This is a genomic window from Panacibacter ginsenosidivorans (assembly GCF_007971225.1).
Lineage (GTDB): Bacteria > Bacteroidota > Bacteroidia > Chitinophagales > Chitinophagaceae > Panacibacter > Panacibacter ginsenosidivorans.
Genome location: NZ_CP042435.1, coordinates 2,110,014 through 2,130,953, shown reverse-complemented (window position 1 = coordinate 2,130,953; position 20,940 = coordinate 2,110,014). Strand labels below are relative to the sequence as shown.

The 20,940-nt window shown below is 38.3% G+C and carries 21 protein-coding genes; 11 read left to right on the top strand and 10 right to left on the bottom strand.

What is annotated here, in order from left to right; translation table 11 throughout:
• Positions 1 to 86: 86 nt before the first annotated feature.
• Complete coding sequence (locus FRZ67_RS08890) at positions 87 to 1,739, bottom strand: MORN repeat-containing protein (RefSeq protein ID WP_147189213.1); 1,653 nt, start codon at positions 1,737 to 1,739, stop codon at positions 87 to 89.
• A 454-nt stretch (positions 1,740 to 2,193) separates the two neighbouring features.
• Between FRZ67_RS08890 and secA the strand changes: the two genes are divergently transcribed.
• On the top strand, positions 2,194 to 5,520 hold the full coding sequence (gene secA / locus FRZ67_RS08885) for a preprotein translocase subunit SecA (RefSeq protein ID WP_147189212.1): 3,327 nt from the start codon (positions 2,194 to 2,196) through the stop codon (positions 5,518 to 5,520).
• Between the two features lie 262 nt (positions 5,521 to 5,782).
• Entirely contained in the window at positions 5,783 to 6,538 is a 756-nt protein-coding gene (locus FRZ67_RS08880) for an XRE family transcriptional regulator (protein WP_147189211.1), read from the top strand.
• Positions 6,539 to 6,633: 95 nt separating this feature from the next.
• Here the strand turns inward: FRZ67_RS08880 and FRZ67_RS08875 are convergent, their stop codons facing one another.
• On the bottom strand, positions 6,634 to 7,329 hold the full coding sequence (locus tag FRZ67_RS08875) for a response regulator transcription factor (protein ID WP_147189210.1): 696 nt from the start codon (positions 7,327 to 7,329) through the stop codon (positions 6,634 to 6,636).
• Positions 7,330 to 7,491: 162 nt separating this feature from the next.
• Here FRZ67_RS08875 and FRZ67_RS08870 point away from each other — a divergent pair, with 162 nt between their 5' ends.
• The 8 genes from FRZ67_RS08870 to FRZ67_RS08835 all read left to right on the top strand — a co-directional run bounded on the left by FRZ67_RS08870 (position 7,492) and on the right by FRZ67_RS08835 (position 15,010).
• Positions 7,492 to 7,863 (top strand): co-chaperone GroES, encoded by a 372-nt coding sequence (locus FRZ67_RS08870; RefSeq protein WP_147189209.1) that lies wholly within the window; start codon positions 7,492 to 7,494, stop codon positions 7,861 to 7,863.
• A gap of 151 nt (positions 7,864 to 8,014) precedes the next feature.
• Entirely contained in the window at positions 8,015 to 8,704 is a 690-nt protein-coding gene (locus tag FRZ67_RS08865) for a 2'-5' RNA ligase family protein (RefSeq protein WP_147189208.1), read from the top strand.
• Positions 8,705 to 8,897: 193 nt separating this feature from the next.
• Positions 8,898 to 9,383 carry an RNA polymerase sigma factor gene (locus tag FRZ67_RS08860; RefSeq protein WP_147189207.1) on the top strand — a complete coding sequence of 162 codons (486 nt, stop codon included), beginning with the start codon at positions 8,898 to 8,900 and terminating at the stop codon, positions 9,381 to 9,383.
• Between the two features lie 35 nt (positions 9,384 to 9,418).
• A complete protein-coding gene (locus FRZ67_RS08855) occupies positions 9,419 to 10,570 on the top strand; it encodes an anti-sigma factor family protein (RefSeq protein ID WP_147189206.1) in 1,152 nt (383 codons plus the stop codon).
• A gap of 25 nt (positions 10,571 to 10,595) precedes the next feature.
• Positions 10,596 to 11,489 carry an outer membrane beta-barrel protein gene (locus FRZ67_RS08850; RefSeq protein ID WP_147189205.1) on the top strand — a complete coding sequence of 298 codons (894 nt, stop codon included), beginning with the start codon at positions 10,596 to 10,598 and terminating at the stop codon, positions 11,487 to 11,489.
• Positions 11,490 to 11,929: 440 nt separating this feature from the next.
• Positions 11,930 to 13,174, top strand: a complete 1,245-nt coding sequence (fabF, locus tag FRZ67_RS08845; RefSeq protein ID WP_147189204.1) for a beta-ketoacyl-ACP synthase II — start codon at positions 11,930 to 11,932, stop codon at positions 13,172 to 13,174.
• Between the two features lie 170 nt (positions 13,175 to 13,344).
• Positions 13,345 to 14,295 carry an NAD-dependent epimerase/dehydratase family protein gene (locus tag FRZ67_RS08840; RefSeq protein ID WP_147189203.1) on the top strand — a complete coding sequence of 317 codons (951 nt, stop codon included), beginning with the start codon at positions 13,345 to 13,347 and terminating at the stop codon, positions 14,293 to 14,295.
• Between the two features lie 76 nt (positions 14,296 to 14,371).
• Positions 14,372 to 15,010, top strand: a complete 639-nt coding sequence (locus FRZ67_RS08835) for a hypothetical protein (RefSeq protein WP_147189202.1) — start codon at positions 14,372 to 14,374, stop codon at positions 15,008 to 15,010.
• Between the two features lie 156 nt (positions 15,011 to 15,166).
• Here the strand turns inward: FRZ67_RS08835 and FRZ67_RS08830 are convergent, their stop codons facing one another.
• From FRZ67_RS08830 to FRZ67_RS08810, 6 genes are all read right to left on the bottom strand, one after another.
• A complete protein-coding gene (locus FRZ67_RS08830; RefSeq protein ID WP_225975552.1) occupies positions 15,167 to 15,589 on the bottom strand; it encodes an Hsp20/alpha crystallin family protein in 423 nt (140 codons plus the stop codon).
• Positions 15,590 to 15,602: 13 nt separating this feature from the next.
• Entirely contained in the window at positions 15,603 to 15,779 is a 177-nt protein-coding gene (locus FRZ67_RS23385) for a hypothetical protein (RefSeq protein ID WP_158638337.1), read from the bottom strand.
• A 10-nt stretch (positions 15,780 to 15,789) separates the two neighbouring features.
• Positions 15,790 to 16,056: a hypothetical protein gene (locus tag FRZ67_RS08825; RefSeq protein ID WP_147189201.1), complete on the bottom strand. Its 267-nt coding sequence runs from the start codon at positions 16,054 to 16,056 to the stop codon at positions 15,790 to 15,792.
• A gap of 119 nt (positions 16,057 to 16,175) precedes the next feature.
• Positions 16,176 to 16,511 (bottom strand): hypothetical protein, encoded by a 336-nt coding sequence (locus FRZ67_RS08820; RefSeq protein ID WP_225975551.1) that lies wholly within the window; start codon positions 16,509 to 16,511, stop codon positions 16,176 to 16,178.
• An 11-nt stretch (positions 16,512 to 16,522) separates the two neighbouring features.
• A complete protein-coding gene (locus FRZ67_RS08815; protein WP_225975550.1) occupies positions 16,523 to 17,101 on the bottom strand; it encodes an RNA polymerase sigma factor in 579 nt (192 codons plus the stop codon).
• A 153-nt stretch (positions 17,102 to 17,254) separates the two neighbouring features.
• Positions 17,255 to 17,665, bottom strand: coding sequence for an RrF2 family transcriptional regulator (locus FRZ67_RS08810; RefSeq protein WP_147189199.1), 411 nt, complete (start codon positions 17,663 to 17,665; stop codon positions 17,255 to 17,257).
• A 71-nt stretch (positions 17,666 to 17,736) separates the two neighbouring features.
• On the opposite strand from FRZ67_RS08810, the gene FRZ67_RS08805 reads away from it, so the two are divergent.
• Positions 17,737 to 18,264: a hypothetical protein gene (locus FRZ67_RS08805; protein ID WP_147189198.1), complete on the top strand. Its 528-nt coding sequence runs from the start codon at positions 17,737 to 17,739 to the stop codon at positions 18,262 to 18,264.
• 3 nt (positions 18,265 to 18,267) lie between these two features.
• Here FRZ67_RS08805 and FRZ67_RS08800 read toward each other — a convergent pair whose 3' ends face one another.
• Positions 18,268 to 18,909, bottom strand: a complete 642-nt coding sequence (locus tag FRZ67_RS08800) for a response regulator (RefSeq protein ID WP_147189197.1) — start codon at positions 18,907 to 18,909, stop codon at positions 18,268 to 18,270.
• Positions 18,910 to 19,133: 224 nt separating this feature from the next.
• Complete coding sequence (locus FRZ67_RS08795; protein WP_147189196.1) at positions 19,134 to 20,939, bottom strand: tetratricopeptide repeat-containing sensor histidine kinase; 1,806 nt, start codon at positions 20,937 to 20,939, stop codon at positions 19,134 to 19,136.
• Position 20,940 lies beyond the last annotated feature (1 nt).

Genomic DNA, 20,940 nt, shown 5'->3' with positions numbered 1-20,940 from the left:
TTTTGTTTTGCTATTATCATCTTTCAATTCAACCTATATTCTTTCAAGGTCATTTATAGTAATCATTCTGCCTTTTGGAAAAACCATTACTCTTTTTCACCCATCGAAATGCTTACTACATATTTGTCATCGGCATTTTTAAAAAGCGTAAGCCATATTTTGAAATAAATAAAACTGTCTGAACCAGATGGTAAAGAAAATTCTGTTTCGGTCTTGTCGTTTGAATTATTAGGTGCAGTTACAGTGCCTTGTAGCTTAACTTTAGTTGGGTAATATGAATTAGCAATAACAAGATTCTGCAATTGACCAGCCAGGTCTTTATACTTAGCAGTAGCCTTAGCCGCATCATCGGTTTCTAACATTTTTGCGTAATAATAAGTAACAAGATCAAAATCCGTCGCAATGATATTTTTTTCTACACTACCCGGCACCTGAAACAAGGTATAAGAATAATCAAGGTAAGAAGAAGTATCCTGATCCTCAAACTGATCTAGCAAATCATAATCATCAACAATATCGCCTGCAATGTCATCATAATAATTAGTGGGATAATCTTTAATGATATTGTTTATTGCTTCTGCTAATGTTTTGGGGGAACCTGTTATAACATCTCCCTTAGAAGTAATAAGGGTATTAAGGTTAATTACTTTACCATCACTCCACGTTCCTGAAGTATATTTACCAGAAGTTTCCAGGCGGTAGCCATTGCCTGAAAACCTTCCTTTTACGTAATCGCCGGAATACATGCTTCCACTTTCATTAAAGAAATATGCCTTTCCGGTGAATTCACCTTGTATTGCATTGCCATAATAAGCAGATTTCTTTTCGAGATCAATATCAACAATCTCACCATTTAGGTAATCGTCTGTATAGGTTCCTTCGGAATAGTATTTTCCAAATTTGAAATCATAAGAATAGCCATTTGCACCTTTGGTGCCTAATGGACCATAAAAACGTGTGCTGTCGTCTCTAATAATAAGTCCGTTCCTCATGTGTCCATTTTCATAAAAGCCAAAATATCTTTTATGTGCGTTCTGATCATAATAATATGAAGTATCTACTAAATATTGGTTCGAATTGACAGGCCCCATTAAAACATGGTCCGTGGTATTTTCACCAATAAAAGAAGCCGACTTTAAAAAGCTACTAAAATTTGGGGTAGTTGCCTGAACCCACTTGTCATCTCTCCACTCACCTTCATATAATTTTTTTACTTTGGCTTCATATTGATAACCGGTGCCGTTTCTTTTATCATCAGCATAAATAATATCGCTTATAATCGTGCCATCCGTCCATAGGTTAATACAACGGCCATTCATTTTATCGTTTTTATAATTGCCTTTAACAAAACTGTTGTCTTTGTAAATAAGTAAACCCTGACCGTTTTTAAGTCCATCTGCAAAGTCACCAATATAGAGACTTCCGTCACCATTTAAGTTTGCCCCTTTGCCATTGAGCTTTCCATTTTTCCAGGTGCCGGTAAGAAATGCTCCACCATCAAAGAACATGGTGCCTTTACCGTTGTAAGTACCATTCATAAAACTCCCTACATACCTCAGCACATTTCCTGATGCATATTTTGCAACACCCATACCATTTGCTTTACCGTTTACAACTTCACCAGTATAGGTATACAACAGACCCCAGGCATCTTTCTGATTGGTTAAAATACCCGTTTTTTGCGCATTTAACCCGAGACTGATGGCAAACACTACGGAGATAAACAAAAACTTTTTCATGCTGCAGAGATTTGGTTGATATTGAAATTTTTTGGTTAATCTTTTTGAAACAGCCTTTTACAGTGCTATAATACTTATGTTTCGTCGCACTCTCGCTCTTACCATTCTTCTTTGACGAGTCATTATAGAACGTACAAGTGAGTGACACAACCAACGATGCCCATTGCACCAGGTGCTTAGATCAAATTCAACTTCATTAAGACCCGGAAGCCTGTATACAAATCCCGGTTACATAAGTCTGTTCAGAATAAACTCATAAACGCATCTTTGGTTAATTATTGTCTAAACTGTGCATACTGTTTCACTTTTAGCTACACTCCGGGCAAATTGTTTACCTTTGGCGCCTTAAAATAAGACCTGCTGCCATTTTGACCATAAGCGCTTGATAGCATGATTTTTGGCAATGTGAAGGTCTTAATAAAACATACTATTATCAATACCCAATAACACGGATATGTTGAAGTTTATTTCGAAACTTATAGGCGGTAACAAAAGCGAGAAAGATGTAAAACAACTTGAGCCTATTGTGGCTAAGATCAACCAATACTTTCAGCAATACCAATCTCTTTCAAATGATGCACTGAGGCAAAAGACTCAGGAATTTAAACAGCGCATAGCACAGCATATCAAAGAAATTGATGATGTTATTGAAGGCAGAAAGAACACGGCAGAGTCTTTACCTGAATCTGACATACAGTCAAAAGACGAGATCTATACGGAAGTGGACGCGCTTAAAAAGGACCGCGATAAAAAGATTGAAGAAGCACTGGAGGAAATTCTTCCTGAAGCATTTGCAGTTGTAAAAGAAACGGCCCGCAGGTTTAAAGAAAATACACAACTGGAAGCAACAGCTACAGAACTGGACCGTGAGCTTAGTGTAAAAAAAGACTACATAAAGATTGAAGGTGATAAATCTTTTTTTAGTAATACATGGACCGCCGCAGGCGGACAGGTAACCTGGAACATGGTGCATTATGGTGTTCAGTTGATCGGTGGTATAGTATTGCACCAGGGAAAGATTTCTGAAATGGCAACGGGTGAAGGTAAAACACTGGTTTCCACATTACCTGCTTACCTGAATGCATTGGCTGGTGAGGGTGTTCATATTGTAACGGTGAACGATTACCTGGCGCGTCGTGACTCGGAGTGGAATGGAACAATTTATGAGTGGTTAGGATTAACAGTAGACTGTATAGATAAACATCAACCTAATACACAACAACGTCGCAATGCTTATCTCGCAGATATAACCTATGGTACCAACAACGAATTTGGTTTTGATTATCTCCGCGATAACATGGTGCATAATCCTGATGAAATGGTGCAACGTAAACATCATTTTGCGATGGTGGATGAGGTTGACTCGGTGTTGATTGACGATGCAAGAACGCCGCTGATTATTTCTGGTCCTGTTGGACACAGTGATAATACACAGCAATTTTTTGATCTTAAACCAAGAATTGAAAAATTGGTAGATGCTCAAAAGCGGGCTACCAATCAATTCCTGAATGAAGCAAAGAAAAAAATTGCAGAAGGTAATGATGACCCCAAAGATGGTGGCCTGGCATTATTCCGTGCACACCGTGGCTTGCCAAAAAGCAGTGCATTGATCAAGTTTTTGAGTGAGCCGGGTATTCGTCAGAAATTGCAGCGTACAGAAAATTATTATCTCGCAGATCAGCAAAAAGAAATGCCCAAGGCCGATGAAGAATTATATTTCTACATTGATGAAAAAAATAATTCTGTTGAGTTAACTGACAGAGGCATTCAGCTTATTACAGGTGCCGGTGAAGACCCTCATTTCTTTATTATTCCTGATATTGGTGTTGATCTTGCTTCTATAGATACAAATGCAGCATTGCCTCAGGAAGAGAAGATGAAGCAGAAGGAAGTATTACTAAATGAATATGGTGTTAAGAGCGATCGTATTCATACTGTGCAGCAATTACTAAAAGCATATACTTTATTTGATAAAGATGTTGAATATGTTGTTTTAGATGGCGCTGTAAAGATCGTTGATGAACAGACAGGTCGTATTCTTGATGGCCGCCGGTACAGCGATGGCTTGCACCAGGCACTCGAAGCAAAAGAAAATGTAAAGATCGAAGCTACTACGCAGACCTATGCCACCGTTACGCTGCAGAATTATTTTCGTATGTACCATAAATTGTGTGGTATGACTGGTACTGCGGAAACGGAAGCAGGTGAATTTTGGAGCATTTATAAATTAGATGTTGTAACCATTCCTACTAACGTTCCTGCAATCCGCACAGATGAACAAGATCTTGTGTATAAAACCAAACGTGAGAAATATAAATCTGTTATTGAAAAAATAGAAGAACTGCGTAATGCTGGGCGCCCGGTGCTGGTTGGCACTACTTCGGTCGAAGTAAGTGAATTGCTCAGCCGTATGCTGAAGCAAAAGCAAATTCCACACAATGTGCTTAACGCAAAGCAGCACGCAAGAGAAGCACAGGTAGTTGCAGAAGCTGGTTTAGCAGGTGCCATTACTATTGCCACTAACATGGCAGGTCGTGGTACCGATATTAAACTCGGGCCCGGTGTAAAAGAAGCTGGAGGCCTTGCTATTATCGGAACAGAGCGCCATGAAAGTCGTCGTGTAGACAGGCAGTTGCGTGGCCGTTCAGGGCGCCAGGGAGATCCTGGTTCAACTCAATTCTATGTATCATTGGAAGATGACCTGATGCGTATGTTTGGCAGTGAACGTATTGCTAAGGTGATGGATTTTGCCGGTTATAAAGAAGGCGAAGTTATCCAGCACAGTATGATCACCAAGAGCATTGAAAGGGCACAAAAGAAAGTGGAAGAAAACAACTTTGGTATTCGTAAACGTTTGCTTGAATATGATGATGTAATGAATAAGCAACGTACCGTTGTTTATACAAAACGTAACCACGCATTATTTGGAGAACGTCTTGCGCTTGACCTTGATAATGCATTTTACGATGTGGCCGAAGGACTGGTAAATACTTTTAAAGAGAACAATGATTTTGAAGGCTTCCGTCTTGAAGTAATCGTGAATTTTGGAATGGACACTGCTATAACTGCAGAGGAATTTAATAAAGAAAGCAGCACCAGCCTTTCAGATAAACTATACAACGAAGCATCCACAAATTACCAGCATAAACGCCAGGATATAGCTAAACGTGTGTTGCCTGTGTTTGCAAACATAAGACAAGGTCAGGGTGCACATATACAAAATGTGGTGGTACCATTTACAGATGGCAGAAGAGGTTTACAGGTACTCGCCAATCTTGATAAGACTTTATCTTCACAAGGTGCAGAAATGGTTAATGCGGTTGAAAAAACGATTACGCTTTCTTTTATTGATGATGCATGGAAAGAACATTTGCGCGCAATGGACGATCTTAAGCAAAGTGTACAAACTGCATACTATGAACAAAAAGATCCATTGGTTATTTATAAAGGCGAAGCGTACATGCTCTTTAAACAAATGGATAGCGGTGTAAATAAAGACATCGTAAATTTCCTTTGTCACGCAGATATTCCTGTAGAACAACGCCCTGCAGATATAAAAGAAGGTCGCGAACAAAAAACAGACATGAGCCGTATGCGCTCTAACAAAGCAGAAGTTGAAGCTGCCGGAGAAGATTATGCTGCCAATGAGCGAGATCAATATCACGATCCATCGCCGGTAAAACAGGAGCCTGTAAAGGTTGGTCCTAAAATCGGAAGAAATGATCCTTGTCCGTGTGGTAGTGGAAAGAAATATAAGAACTGTCATGGCCGCGAAGTATAGATGAAAAATTAATTGTTGTATAAAAGCCTTCTCAAATAACAGAGAAGGTTTTTCTTTTATGAGCCAGGCTTTATTACCGCTATTAAGGTTTCGTTGCGTCGCACACTTTTACATTCTGTTCTTTGTTGAGCAAGGATAAACAGTACAAGAGTGCGACGCAACAAAGAAACCATGAAATACAGTTGCCTAGCTCATGAAAAATCTCAGAAAAAATATTTTGACAAACTAAAAAAATTAGTAACTTGCGCTAAATGCATTAGCTATGAGTTATGCCGGAAAAAATCTCCGTTACCTGCGCAAGCTGCGTGGATGGACTCAGGAAGAGTTTGCGAACAAACTTAAGATCAAGCGTTCTCTTATTGGCGCTTATGAAGAAGAACGCGCCGAACCAAGGCTGGATGTTTTGGAAAATCTGTGCAATATTTTTAAACTAAGCCTCGATGAGCTTTTGCTGAAAGATCTTACAGCCTCAAAGGGCTCCGGTTCTTATTTAGACAAACGCCGCCAGTTAAAAATGGCTGCTGAAACCCAGGTCATACAATTTGTTCCTGTGAAAGCAGCCGCAGGGTATCTTGCCGGTTATGCAGACCCTGAGTTTATAGATGAACTCAATACGTTTACACTTCCCATGCTCGGCTCTGGTAATTTCCGGGCCTTTGAAATTGTAGGAGACAGTATGCTGCCTACGCCAAGCGGTAGTGTTATTGTAGGCGAAAAAATAGAAGATGTGGAAGATGTAAAAGCCAATAATACTTATATAGTGGTATCAAAGGGCGAAGGCATCGTTTACAAACGCATCATGAAGAATAATCGCCTGAAAAATAAATTAACTCTTGTAAGCGATAATCCTCAGTACTCGCCTTATAATGTAAATACCGAGGACATTATGGAAGTATGGAGAGCACAGATGGTTATTACCAAAGCCAATACTATGCAGCGTTGGGATGTAAACCAACTTGCGGGTTTGGTAAGTAATTTACAGGAACAGGTAAGCACACTTAAAAGAAAAATGAATTAAGTACAATCTTATTGTAAAAGATTTAATAATAAATAAAGAAGGTGATGCACTTGCATCACCTTCTTTATTTTATAATTACTTTACTTGTCACTAAACTAAGGTGCAACCAACCTGAATCCATTACCATGAATATTTACGATCTCGATCTGTTCATCATCTTTTAGATACTTGCGCAATTTGGCAATATAAACGTCCATACTGCGGCCATTAAAATATGTATCGCTGCCCCATATTTTTTTCAATGCTCTTTCTCTTGGTAGAAGATCATTCTTATGCTCCGCAAGCATTTTCAGCAATTCATTTTCTTTGGGAGAAAGTGTTTGAGTTTTACCATCATGTATCAGTTCACGAAGCTTTGGATTAAAATGATAACGCCCAAGATCAAATTGCATGTTCTCACTTTCCCTGTTCAGTTCTTCGTTGCGTTTTAGAATTGCTTTTATTTTTAAAAGCAACACTTCGCTGTCAAAAGGTTTGGTGATATAATCATCAGCACCAAGTTTATAACCCTGAATGATATCTTCCTTCATTGTTTTAGCACTCAAAAAGAACAAAGGAACTTCCGGATCTATGTCACGAATTTCTTCTGCCAATGTAAAGCCATCCATATTTGGCATCATTACATCAAGCAGGCATATATCAAACTTTTCACGCTGAAATGCAGCCAGGCCAAGACGCCCATCCCTTTCAAGTGTTACATCATAATCGCTCAGTTCAAGATAATTTTTCAATACCATGCCAAGGTTCTGATCATCTTCACACAACAAAATTTTGTATTTACTTCCTTCCATAATTGTATAATTTTTTCAATTAAATATAATGCTTTTAAAAAGCCGGAACAAACATCGGGCATTTTTTTGTTAAAGCATTTCCAATTATTAAAAGTTTTTTGCATGTTTTATGTTAGCAATTGTTTAAACCTTGTGTTTATTTTTGCAAAACAAATACGCAATATGTTGTTAACACACGATAATAAACTTAAGAAGCTCATAGTAATAGGAGATCGTTTGCTGATAAGGCCTTCAAAACCAAATGAGCAAACAGCGAGTGGTCTGTATCTGCCACCAGGCGTACAGGAAAAAGAAAAAGTACAACAGGGTTACGTTATTAAAACAGGCCCGGGTTATGCCATTCCTATGCCTATAGAAAATGAATCATGGAAAGGTGAAGAAGAGCAGGTGAAATATGTTCCACTGCAGGCAAAGGAAGGAGATCTTGCTATTTTTTTAGTAAGTGGCGCCACTGAAGTAATTTACGAAGGCGAGAAGTATTTTATAGTGCCGCAGGGAGCTATACTTATGTTAGAACGGGAAGAAGATTTATAATAATTTTATGTACCGGGTGTAGGGCACATATATTAAGCTTCTCTTGCGTCGCACTCTTGTACTTGTTGTGCATGTATCAGCAGGTGGTATCGTACAACAAGACAAATAGAAATAATAATTCAAATGCTCTAACATCATACAACCAACTGCTATGCAATTAAAAGAGCATTATACAAACATGTGGAATGAAGCATTTCATCATTTCGAAAGGAATATGTTTGAGTATGATACTTTAATTGATTCGGTTAAAGATTACAGGTTTGGTGTAACGCTGATAGCAAAGCCTTCAATCGAAACCCAGCTGGAAATAACAAAAATGCTGAATGATCTCAGGCAAACAGAGCCTGACCAATATTATTATCCTCTTGATGATGTACATGTAACTATACTATCAATTATCTCTTGTTACGACGGATTTAAACTAAGCAATATAAATACTGATGCTTATATAGATGTTATACGTAAGTCCCTAAAAAACATTCATTCCTTCCCCATAATGTTTGAAGGTATAACTGCATCTCCAGCCTGCATTATGATACAGGGTTATGCCGGTGATGAGATCGAAAAAATAAGAAATAACCTGCGGGATAATTTTAAGAATTGCAACCTTGAAACTTCCATAGACAAACGCTACCAGATACATACTGCACATTCTACAGTTGTACGATTCAGGCATCCCATAAAAAACTCAAATGCTTTTCTGGAAAAAATAAAACAATACAGGCATCATTATTTTGGCACTACTGAGGTACAGGAACTGGAATTTGTTTTTAATGACTGGTATCAAAGGCACCTGGATGAACATATACTTGCAAGGTTTAAGTTGCCACTTTACTATTAAACTTTACGGCTTTATTTGAACAATCTACAAACCTGTTGCTCAATGTTCAGAACGTACAAGAGTGCGACGCAACAGGCTATGCCACAGTGCATTATAGCCCAGCTACAAAAAAATCCTTCCTTTCCTGTAACATTCAAAACGCTGGCACGTATAACAGGTGTACTTTTAATGCACCAACAAGGAAACACTGTTTATGACGGAACGGGAATACAACGAATGTGTACATCAATATGCGGATAATGTTTTTCGCTTCATCGTAAAAAATTTACGACATGAAGAGGACGCGAAGGACGTGGTGCAGAGTGCTTTTGAAAAACTTTGGCGCAACAGGGATGCAGTAGAGACAAGCAAGAGTAAATCTTATTTGTTTACGGTGGCATACAACCAGATGATTGACCATTTAAGAAAGGCAAAAAGAATTCACCTGCAGGAAGAATTTTCGGCAGAAGCCAAAGTAGCGCACCAACCCGTACATAATATGAAAAAAGCATTGCATGAAGCACTGAACCGTTTAAATGAAGTACAAAAAAGCCTGGTAATGCTGAAAGATTATGAAGGTTACAGTTATGATGAAATTGCGCAAATAACAGGATTAAATGAAGGCCAGGTTAAAGTATATTTACACAGGGCAAGACTGGCATTAAGGAATTATTTGGTGAGCCCGGAAAATGTGATGTAAGAAATGAAATTACCTTAACCATTGAATGTAGAAAAATGATTATCACCCGACATAACTACGAAGAGCTTTTTCTAATGTATGTTGACAATGAGTTGACAACAGAGGAGCGTGCGGCAGTGGAATTGTTTGCAAAGCAAAACCCTGATCTTGCACCTGAGCTCGATATACTGTTGCAGACAAAACTTGCTACAGATGATGTGTTGCCATTTATGTATAAAAATACATTGCTGCAAAATGCTGATACAATAAGCATAGATAATTACGAAGAACAATTTCTGCTGTATATAGATAAAGAGCTTGATAAGGACAAGGAAGAATCTGTTGAGAAGTTTGTATTGCAGCATCCTCAGTTTCAGGATGAATTTATCTTACTAAAACAAACAGTACTGGAACCTGAAGTTGTGGTTTTTGAAGACAAGGCATCCTTGCTAAGAAGAGAAGAAAGAAGAGTTATACCATTGTTCCTTCGCTTTGCTGCGGCTGCAGCAATAATAGGTATTGCTGTGATGGTATGGTGGATTCAGTCTGATAAAAACACCATTGCAACACCTGTTGTTGAGGTTAAGAAAGTTGATTCTGCAAAAGACAATACAGCTTCTGTAAACGCAAATGAAGAGAAGAAAGTCGTACCGGAAACAATAACAAAGCAAGAACAAAATCAGCATAAAGAAGAAGTGGTTGCTACTATAAAACCAGGAACAATAAAAGAAAAAAAGAATACTGTAACAGTTAAAGGCAAAGAGGTAAATACAACACAAGATATTGTTGTTATTCCTCCTGTTGTGAAGAATGATAATACAGTTGCCATTAATAATCCTGATGTAATACCTGTGCATAATAATGTATCAATAATCGGCGCAACTGCAACACAGAATAATAATACTACAGATTATTCAGTTGCTTTAGATAAAGAGCAGCATGCTAATGACAATGGTGTTCGTTTTGCCAATAATCCGGATGCAGGTGATAAGAACAACTTCGCAAAAAATGCAGTCTATAAAGAACTAAATACAGATGAAGACGAAGAACGTAATTCCCTATACCTCGGTTCCATGCAGATCAATAAAAACAAGGTCCGTGGATTTGTGAAGAAAGTAGGTGGCCTCTTTGCGGGAAGATCCAAAGAAGCATCTGCCAATAAAGATGGCAAACTGCAGATTGCCAATCTTGAATTAAATACCAATTAATACAAATTTTTAATCAAAGAATGATATGAAGAGCGTTATTTACACAGCAGCATTTTTACTGCTGGCATTCCAGAGTTTTGCCCAGGCGGATACAACAAGACCCAATGAACCAGATACCATTAAGGTTGGCAATTTTATCATCATAAAAAAGAATAAATCTAAAAATGCCCCCGATACTTTGCCGCAAAAAAAATATTCTATCGATATAACTATTGGTGAAGATAATGGGTCATCATCTTCAAACTACAACGGTCATTCATGGCACCGTTCAAACATAAGCACCAACTGGTTAATTTTCGATCTTGGCTTTGCCAACTGGAGAGATAAAACAGTGTACGGTTCACCTGAAGCAAATGCATATTTACATGCAGCACCGGGCGAAGAAGATTTTACCGGCGGAGACCTTGATCTTAGAAACACTAAATCTTCCAATGTTAACATCTGGTTATTCATGCAAAAGCTGAATATTACGAAGCATGTGGTAAACCTTAAGTATGGTATAGGTCTTGAAATGTATAACTATAAATATTCCACCAATATAACTTACAAGAAAAGCCCCGATGCTTATATATTCAGAGATACCATCAGCTTCTCTAAAAATAAACTGATGACTGGTTATGTTACTGTGCCGGTGATGCTGAATATTGATCCTTTTCCAAACAGGCGGCGCGGACTTAGTTTTAGTGTTGGTGTAAGTGCAGGCTACCTTTATAACAGCCATACCAAACAAATAAGCAATGAGCGCGGCAAACAAAAGATAAGAGGAGATATTGGTATTGATCCCTGGCGCATAGCATACATAGCAGAGGCAGGCCTTGGCCCCATAAGATTATATGGAAGCTACAGCACTAATCCGCTGCACGAAAATGGCCTTAAGCAATATCCATATGCCATTGGCTTAAGGTTTAGTAACTGGTAATTAATTTATATAAATTTTGTTTTCTCGTTTGTGCATTAAGAAGGGTTCCGGTTCTCCGGGCCCCTTTTTTTATTAACCGCAAAGACGCAGAGGCAGAGAGTATTTATTTTGAACCAGGCAAAAGAATTTATGGCATCGTTTCTTGCGTCGCACTGTTGTACTGTTTATTCATTTATCCACAGTCGACCGCCAAGTGTCGACGGCTTTTCCAAACGTACAAGTGAGTGACACAACAACCGATGCCACTGTTAACTGCAGCTGGTAATAAAAAAATAATTACTGTTAGTTTTAGACATTAAAAGTGTTATTGCTATAATAACAGGGCCATTTTACCGTTACCACACTAATTATTTATTTGCGCACCAAGCAGAATGATTACATAATTTTGCGGCGCATAAATTTATTTGTTAACCCTGCAGAAACTAAATGAAAAAGAACTTATGAGAAGAGTTGTAATAACCGGCATGGGCGCTATAACGCCGCTTGGTAATAATGTAAATGATTATTGGAATGGTCTTGTAAATGGTGTAAGTGGCGCCGGTCCAATAACACGTTTCGATGCTTCAAAATTCAAAACAAGGTTTGCCTGCGAAGTAAAAGGTTTTGATCCGCTGAATTATGTAGAAAAACAGGAAGCAAGAAAATACGATCTCTATACACAGTTTTCCATTGCAGCATCAGACGAAGCTATTAAGCAAGCCAATATTGATTTTGATACAGTAAATAAAGACCGCATTGGTGTTATCTGGGGTTCTGGTAATGGCGGTATTCAAACTTACCAGGACCAGATAATTGAATTTGCAAAAGGAGATGGTACGCCACGTTTCAATCCTTTTCTTATTCCCAAGATGTTGATGAATATTGCTTCAGGTATTATCTCTATTCGTTATGGTTTGCGGGGTATAAATTATGTTACCGCTACAGCATGTGCTTCATCCAATACAGCAATTGTAGATGCCTTATATCATATCCGTTGGGGTAAAGCAGATATGGTTGTAACAGGTGGTGCAGAGAACCCCATAATTCTGGGATGTGTTGGAGGATTTAGTGTAATGAAAGCTTTATCGAATCTTAATGATAATCCACAACTGGCTTCCCGTCCGTTCGATATAAACCGGGATGGTTTTGTAATAGGTGAAGGAGCTGGTGCAATGGTGCTGGAAAGTCTTGATCATGCATTGGCACGCGGTGCAAATATTATAGCAGAAGTTGCCGGTGGTGGTATGGCATCAGACGCCTATCATATGACAGGCACACATCCTGATGGCACAGGTGCATATTTGGGTATGATGGCTGCATTGGATGATGCAGGTCTTAAACCATCTGATGTTGATTACATGAATGCACATGCAACCTCTACACCTGTTGGTGACATCAGCGAATTGAAGGCCATTCAACGTGTATTTGGCGATGAGGCTAAACTTAATATAAGTGCTACCAAATCTATGACGGGCCATTTACTTGGTGCAGCAGGCGCTATAGAAGGCATTGCTTCTGTAAAAGCAATTACTGATGGTATAATTCCACCAACCATTAATTCAAAAGACATAGAGCCTGAGTTTGCAGGTAAATTTGATCTTACGCTGGGCACTGCTGTTAAACGGGATGTGCGATGTGCCATGAGTAATACTTTTGGTTTTGGTGGTCATATTGCAACAGTGATATTTAAAAAATACGAATCATAGATATTATTCCAGTTGTATAAAATAAAAGCCGGGATTTTTGTGGTCCCGGCTTTTGTATTGTATGGCATCGGTTGTTGCGTCGCACTCTTGTACGTTCATATCTATAATGATCTTAAACAACAAAAAAATTATTCCTGCTCTCTTATCTTTACCGCTTTAAATTGCCTGCTATGATAAAAGAAAAAATTTTAGTGATTGGCGCATCGGGACAAATTGGTGTGGAGCTTACATTGGCGCTACGAAAAATTTACGGTAATGCAAATGTTGTTGCCAGCGATCTTCGTGAAGAAAACGACCTGCTGAAAGGCACAGGACCTTATGTATCGCTTGATGTGATGAACAAAGAAATGCTGCATGTACAGGTGATACGCCAAAATATTACACAGATCTATTTATTGGCTGCTATACTTTCTGCAACAGGAGAGAAGAACCCCAATCTTGCATGGAGCCTGAATATGCAAAGCCTGCTGAATGTTTTGGATATTGCACGTGAAGAAAAGCTGACTAAAGTTTACTGGCCCAGCAGTATCGCGGTGTTTGGGCCAACATCACCCAAACAAAATTGCCCGCAACAAACCATCATTGAACCCATAACAGTGTATGGCATTAGCAAGTATGCGGGTGAATTCTGGTGCAATTATTTTTTCAAACGTTATGGTGTTGATGTAAGAAGTTTGCGTTATCCCGGCTTGATAAGCTACAAATCGGCGCCCGGCGGTGGTACTACAGATTATGCAGTGGAAATTTTTCATGAAGCACTCGAAGAAAAAAAATACGAATGTTTTTTAAAAGAAGAAACTTACCTGCCCATGATGTATATGCCTGATGCCATACGTGCAACCATCGAATTAATGGAAGCGCCAGCAAATAAAATTTCTGTTCGTACTTCTTACAATATCGCAGGTATCAGTTTTTCACCTGAAGAAATAAGTAGTGAAATAAAAAAACATATCCCTGAATTTAAAGTAAGCTATAAACCCGATTACCGGCAAGCTATTGCTGACAGCTGGCCCGGAAGCATTGATGATTCAGTTGCAAGAAATGATTGGGGTTGGCATCATGAATATGATCTGCCGAAGATGACGGAAGATATGTTAAAAAACCTGCAAACCTCATCCTAAATCCTTCTCCTTAAGGAGAAGGACTTTGAAAGCAGGATAAGCTATTATACCTTTCCTCTAATTATTACTGATCACTATGCAAAAGCTACTTTACAGTATTATTTTCCTTCTCATTTTTTCTGTTGCATTTTCGCAGGATGATGAAATTCCAAACTACAGAAGCAAGCGTGAAAATTTTTTGAAGATGACAGAGAAAGACCTGCGTGCAGATCTTGCTACATTTACATTAGGCGGACTTGATGAAGCATCAGGTAAAGAGCCGCTGCCTTATATACCGGTTGTTGCGTTTGGCAACGATTCTGTATTGTTTCAAAAAGATAATATTAAGATCGTTATCAAAGCAGGAACTTTCGATAAAGCAAAACATAAAATATTACTCTACGATGAAAAGTATGTAACCAAGATCGATAACAAACCTTATTATGGTACTATCGGCAAAATGCCAAAGACCACTATACAATATTTGCTTATTACTGTGGGCAGAGATACCATTACCATTCCTGCCGCGGCTTACACAGATCTTTATGATCCTGCTTTTTGTCATCCCGGCGCCAATGCAAAAACAAAATGCAATACGGGTGTTTATCTTTCAAGGGACAATCATCGCATGTATATTTACATGCTCAACGGCAACGGCCGCGAGGGTTATGAGGTAACCTGGATCATACAGGACAAACAATATTTGCGCCGCGTTATAGATTGGGATTTTCAATAACTACAAGCGCAGTTAAAAAATTATGAACCCAACTTTTAAATAGGCATGTAGCTTTCGTTGCGTCGCACTCTTGTACATTATATTTCTATTGAACATGTTCAAACAAAAAAGGCAACTGTATTCAGTTGCCTTTTGTTTTGTAAATCACACTGATCACTAATCCACGTTAATTTCCTGTGCAGGTCTTTGTGCTTCCGCTGTTTTTGGCAGCGTTACAATTAATACACCATTTTCCTGTCTTGCTTTAATACCTGAACTATCTACCTGCATGTTTAAGGAAATAATTCTTTCAAAAGATTTTACAGGGAATTCCTGTTTGGTAAAATTTGGTTTGTTGTTTTCATCAATAGTTCTTGTACCTGTTATATACAATACATCATCTACAACAGACAGTTTGATATTCTCTTTGTCAAAGCCTGTTGCGTACACGGTTAACTCATAGTGATCTTCCTTCTCTTCAATGTTTACAGGTACATTATATTTTGGACGCCTGTAACCTCCAAATCCATAGTGGTCAAAGTGATGACCCATTCTTCTGTGTGCAGGCCCGTAACCTGCTCCATTGCATCTTCCGTACATAGTTGTTTTGTTTTTATTTTAATAGATTGTTTTTTGCTGAATCGCTTTGTGTATGCGTGCTCTGCTCCTTATGCCAGCAGTTATGATTTCGTTTTCCATATGCATAATATGGTTTTGCAAATACAGTAAGTGTGGCAAATGTTATCACTGCTGTTATTAAACCAATAAGCAAGCCTGATCTTCGTTGCATAGTGTTTTATTTAATCAATTGAAATGATGTTGGGATCGCTTTCATTTTTTCTGCGTAAATGAATAACGGTATCGTTATACATATTTGTTGGACGCATATGCTGATATGCAGAAAACCTGCTATAACCGCGTCTCCATCTTCTCCATACAAAAAAGCGGATGATAGCACTGATAATAAAAAAGAATAGCAATACCCTTAATACAAAGAAGCCAAAAAAGAATAAAGCAGCACCTGCAAGTATTCCTATTAATATTGGTTTGAAAATTGAACGTATCATGTTTTTAAATTTTATTAATAATTGTATATAAAGGAAGACGTGCAACCGGAAGAATTACTTTAAAATCTTTGAAATAAAAAAACCGCAGTTTTAAACTGCGGCTTATAAATGTTTTTTGTTTACCCTTTTCGTTGCTCACAACGCTTTTTCCATTCTTCCCGGAACCTGGTTTTTTCTTCATCGCTCATGCCACTCCATTTATCTTTCCAGTAAGGTTTTTTAAAAGGTGTCCCACCACTATGACGACGTGTTCCAAAACTACCGAATAGAATTTTGCATAGTACCAGTAACCCAACAGCCTGCCAGTATGTAATGGCATTTATATTTAATAACGAAGGCAGTATTGCATTCCATAATAACATAACAACCGCGCCCATTATCAAAGCTGCTGCAATAATAAATAGAGGGAATAGCAGGAATTTTTTCGGACTACGTTTATAATTATTCTGCATCATTGCTAAGTTATTTAATAGTTGATTAAATCGTTGTAAAGATGTTGTAGTCTTTTACGTAAGTGCTGCACGGCATAGCGTTTCCTGCTGATAATGGTCTTAAGATTTTCGCCGCTTTCGTTTGCTATTTCCTGTAGGGTCTTGTCTTCCAGTTCATTCTGCACAAATACGTTGCGCTGATTTTCGGGTAGTTCATCAAGGGCCACAAAAAGTTCTTCCCAGAATATATTCCTTATGTGCTCTGTTTCAGGATTATTTGTGTCTGTAAGTAAGATATCTGTAAAATGCAGCTCACCATCTTCGTCTTCATAGCTTAGATCGTCGATAAGTTGGGGTTGCTTTTTGCGGTAGCGGTCTGTAATTTTATTTCTTGCAACGGCAAACAACCAGCCGCTTACCTGTTCTATCGTTTCAGTTGCTGAAGTGTTGGAGAACTGGTACCATACATCCTGTAAAATATCTTCTGCATCTTCGTCTGTGTTCACTCTTCCGCGGATAAATCCAAACAGCTTTCTGCCATAATCTCTTACGGCCTGTACAACATTCTGTTTTGGTTTATCTGCCATGATTGTATGTGCTGGTTCATCATCCATTGCTGATGAAGACGAATGAAGATTGAAATTACTTTAAAGATTATTAGTAGCAGAAATGACAACGTTATTACTTCCTTGTTCAAATATGGTTAAGGTGCATAAGTGTGCGACGCAACGAAGTTTAATAGTAATAATGTAGCCCGGCTCATAAAATTACATGTCAGCAATATCGGCCACGGTTTTCTTTTCAAGTATGGCAAGGTTTGCATCCCGTACTTCTATCATTACCCGGTTAAGACCGCAATTCTTTTCATCGCAGTTGCTGCATTTTTGATAGAAATGAAGGCTTACGCAAGGCAGTAATGCAATGGGGCCATCAACCAAGCGAAGTACATCGGCCAATAAAATATTATGCGGATCTTTTGCAAGAAAATAACCACCGCCTTTTCCTTTCTTGCTTTCGAGTATACCTGCTTTTTTTAATTCGAGTAAAATATTCTCCAAAAATTTTAACGGTACTTTCTTCTTTCGGGCTATGTCTGCAATAAGCACAGGACCTTTATCGTACTCATGGGAGAGATACATCAGGGCCTTAAATGCATAGAGCGTTTTTTTAGAAAGCATGTGGCAGGTTTATTGCAAGATAAATATTTTGTATGTTGCAATAATTAATTTCATTTTCTAAATACCTTGATATGACACCATTTGCAAAAAAGCAATTACTGATCCTGCTGGCTGGTTGTTTTGCATGTTTTGTTCCGGGTAAACTGCGGGCTCAAAAACTTTTCTTTTTATATGCACATGGCTTGTATGCCAACCCGGTTGATAAAAATTTTAAAGACAATAATAAATACGGTGTTGGTGTGGAAGGCGGTGCCGCTGTTGGCTGGGGTAAAACATTTATTGTGGGTACTGTTGGCTACACTTCTTTTTCTAACAGTGATAAAAACACAGCCGGTAAAACAAGTTATGTTCCATTGAAAGTGGGGTTACGTCAGTATGTTTTTTCAAAATTCATTTACTTACATGGCGATGTTGGCGCAGGCAAAATAAAAAATGATCTGTATGATTATTCGGCGTTTAGCGGTGATATAGGCGTGGGTATAAAACTCACCGCATTTGAAGTGCAGCTTGATTATGATGGATTCACCAGGAAAAGCCCGGAACCTTCCGGTTATGCGTCATGGATCGGTATAAAAGCTGGCTTTAATCTGGGGCTATAAAAATTATATCAGCTTATGCTCATACGAATATTTTACCAGGCCAATAACACTATTGGTTTTTGTTTTTCTGAAAATATTCTTGCGGTGTGTTTCTACAGTTCGTTCGCTGATGAATAATGTATCGGCAATTTCTTTGTTTGACATTTCTTTTTCTATCAGCCGTATAATCTCAACTTCTCTTTGCGTAAGATGCGCCTCATCATTTTGTTTGCGCATATTACTGTAGCGGTTCAGTTCTTCCAGAACCTTTTCATCAAAATAAATACCGCCACCTGCAATTTTCAAAATAGCGGCAGAGAGTTCTTCTTTGCTGATATTCTTCAGCAGGTAACCGGCAATGTCAGAATCGTTGATCATTTCACTAACAATATCACCTTCGCCACTCATGCTAAGTGCAAGAATTTTTATAGCCGGAAATAACTTGCGCACTTCCTTTGCAAGTTGTTGCCCGTTCATCTCAGGCATCATAATATCGGTAAGTAAAATATCAACAGGCTGCTGTTTTAGTATGTCAAGCATTTTCTTTGCAGAATCAGAGCAGGCAATAATGTTGAATGATGGATGATCTTCCAGCAAAGATCTTATGCCATCAATCACTAACCTGTGGTCGTCAACAATAGCAATTTTGATTTTATTTTTTTCCATGTATAAAGAAGCACAGGTTTTCTATTGATAAATAATGAGTATGCTTTTGAACCCAACTGTTGAATTACTATTAAGCTTTTCTTGCGTCGCACGCTTGTACTTTCTGTTTTCTTTTCAGCTAAACCCGTCCTATCAATGCCTGCATTATAACTATAGTATAAAATTCTGTAATTTTTAAACCTTGTGACATGAACAATATCAGTATCAAAGTTTTTAATCAACTTTTATACAGGAATATGCATGGCTACCAATGTACCACCTCCCGGCGCACTGTTCCATTCAATCGTTCCTTTCAAAAAATCTATGCGGCTTTTGATATTCTTCAGCCCAATACCTTCAAACTCTGTAATGCCTGATGTGTCAAATCCTTTTCCGTTGTCTTCAATGGTTACACTAATACCATCATTGTCTTTTATCAGCGAAATATCCAGCAGGCTTGCATTAGCGTGTTTAATAACATTGTTCACGCACTCCTGCACAACACGGTAAAGTACCGTTTCTATGTTGCTGTCAATACGTTCGTTTAAACCTTCTGTATAAAGATTTATTTTAATCACGTGTTTATCTATCTTATCAATGAAAGTTCTTACTGCAGCAGCCAGCCCCGCTTTCAACAATGCGTTGGGCATCATGTTGTGAGAGACTGTTCTAACTTCCAGGCAACTCTCATCGATCAGGCTTTCTATTTTTTCAAAATTATTTTTCTGATCCGCAGATGCAAATGGAAGATTACTTTTCATAGCAGAGAGATTCATTTTTGCGGCGCTCATCATTTGTCCAACGCCATCATGCAATTCTCCCGCAATACGTTTGCGTTCTTTTTCTTCTGCTTCAATTACTGCTTTGGTAGCCTGGTCCTGCTGCTTCATGATCTCTGCCTGCAAATGTGCCTGCTGTTTTAGTTTGTATCGGTGATAATTAGAATACCCAAGCAAACTGCCCAGCAACAATAAAACGCTTATGGCAATGATCCAGTAGTTGCGCTGTTTTATTTCAAACTGCTGTTGCTGTATTTGCTTTTCTTTTTCTGCGGTTTCAAATTTTACAGAGAGTTCTTCAACTTCTTTTGCAGTTTCTGTTTTGTAAATAGAGTCTTTTAAAACAGCAGCCTGTTTAAAATAATCAAGTGATTTTTTATAATCACCTTTCGATGCTTCAATAGCAGAAAGTTCATTAAAATTATTTCGCAGCAGGTCAATATAACCCAGCGCCTGTGCAACTTCATTTGCTTTAAGAATATTTTCTTCCGCTTTGTCAAACTTACCTTCTGCATTGTAAATGCTGCCAAAGTCTGTATAAGTAAGTGCAATGGCAAAGGAGTCTTTCATTTGTTCACGAATGCGCAACGATTGTGCATTGTAGTCTTCAGCTTCTTTAAATTTTCTCATTTGTGCATAAGCACCCGCAATAAAATTCAGTGAGTAAGCAATGCCTTGCTGGTTATTCATTTCTTTACAGATATCCAGCGATGCCTTATAGCTTTTAATGGCTTCTTCAAAATTGCCTTCATATTCATCAAGCACGCCAGATTCATTGTAGATAGTGGAAATACCACCCTTGTCATTGAGTTGCCGGTAGAGGCTCATTGCTTTGTTATAAAATTCATGAGACCTGCTGTAAGGGCCGATCTTTCGATATAATTGTGCAAGGTTGTTGTAAACAGAGGCAAGGCCCGCAAGTTCATTTTTCGATTCAAGTATGGCTGCACTTTTATAATAGTAGTTTGCAGCACTGTCATACCTTCCTTTTAAGTAATAATCCGTACCAATGTTGTGCAGGAAATTTGCAATGCTTACAGAATCATTTTTTGCTTTTGCTATGCTTAAACCTCTAAAGCCGTAGACAAGATTTTCATCAAAATTTTTTAAATTATATTCTGCAGACAAACTCATACAGGCGTGCATAACAGCATTGCTGTCTTTTGCATTTTTTATCACAGCACGCAGACTGTCTATTTTACCAGGCTGTGCAAAAAAAGAAGCAGGAAGAATAAAAAGAATAAATGAGATGGCAGCAGTTAGAAATTTCATA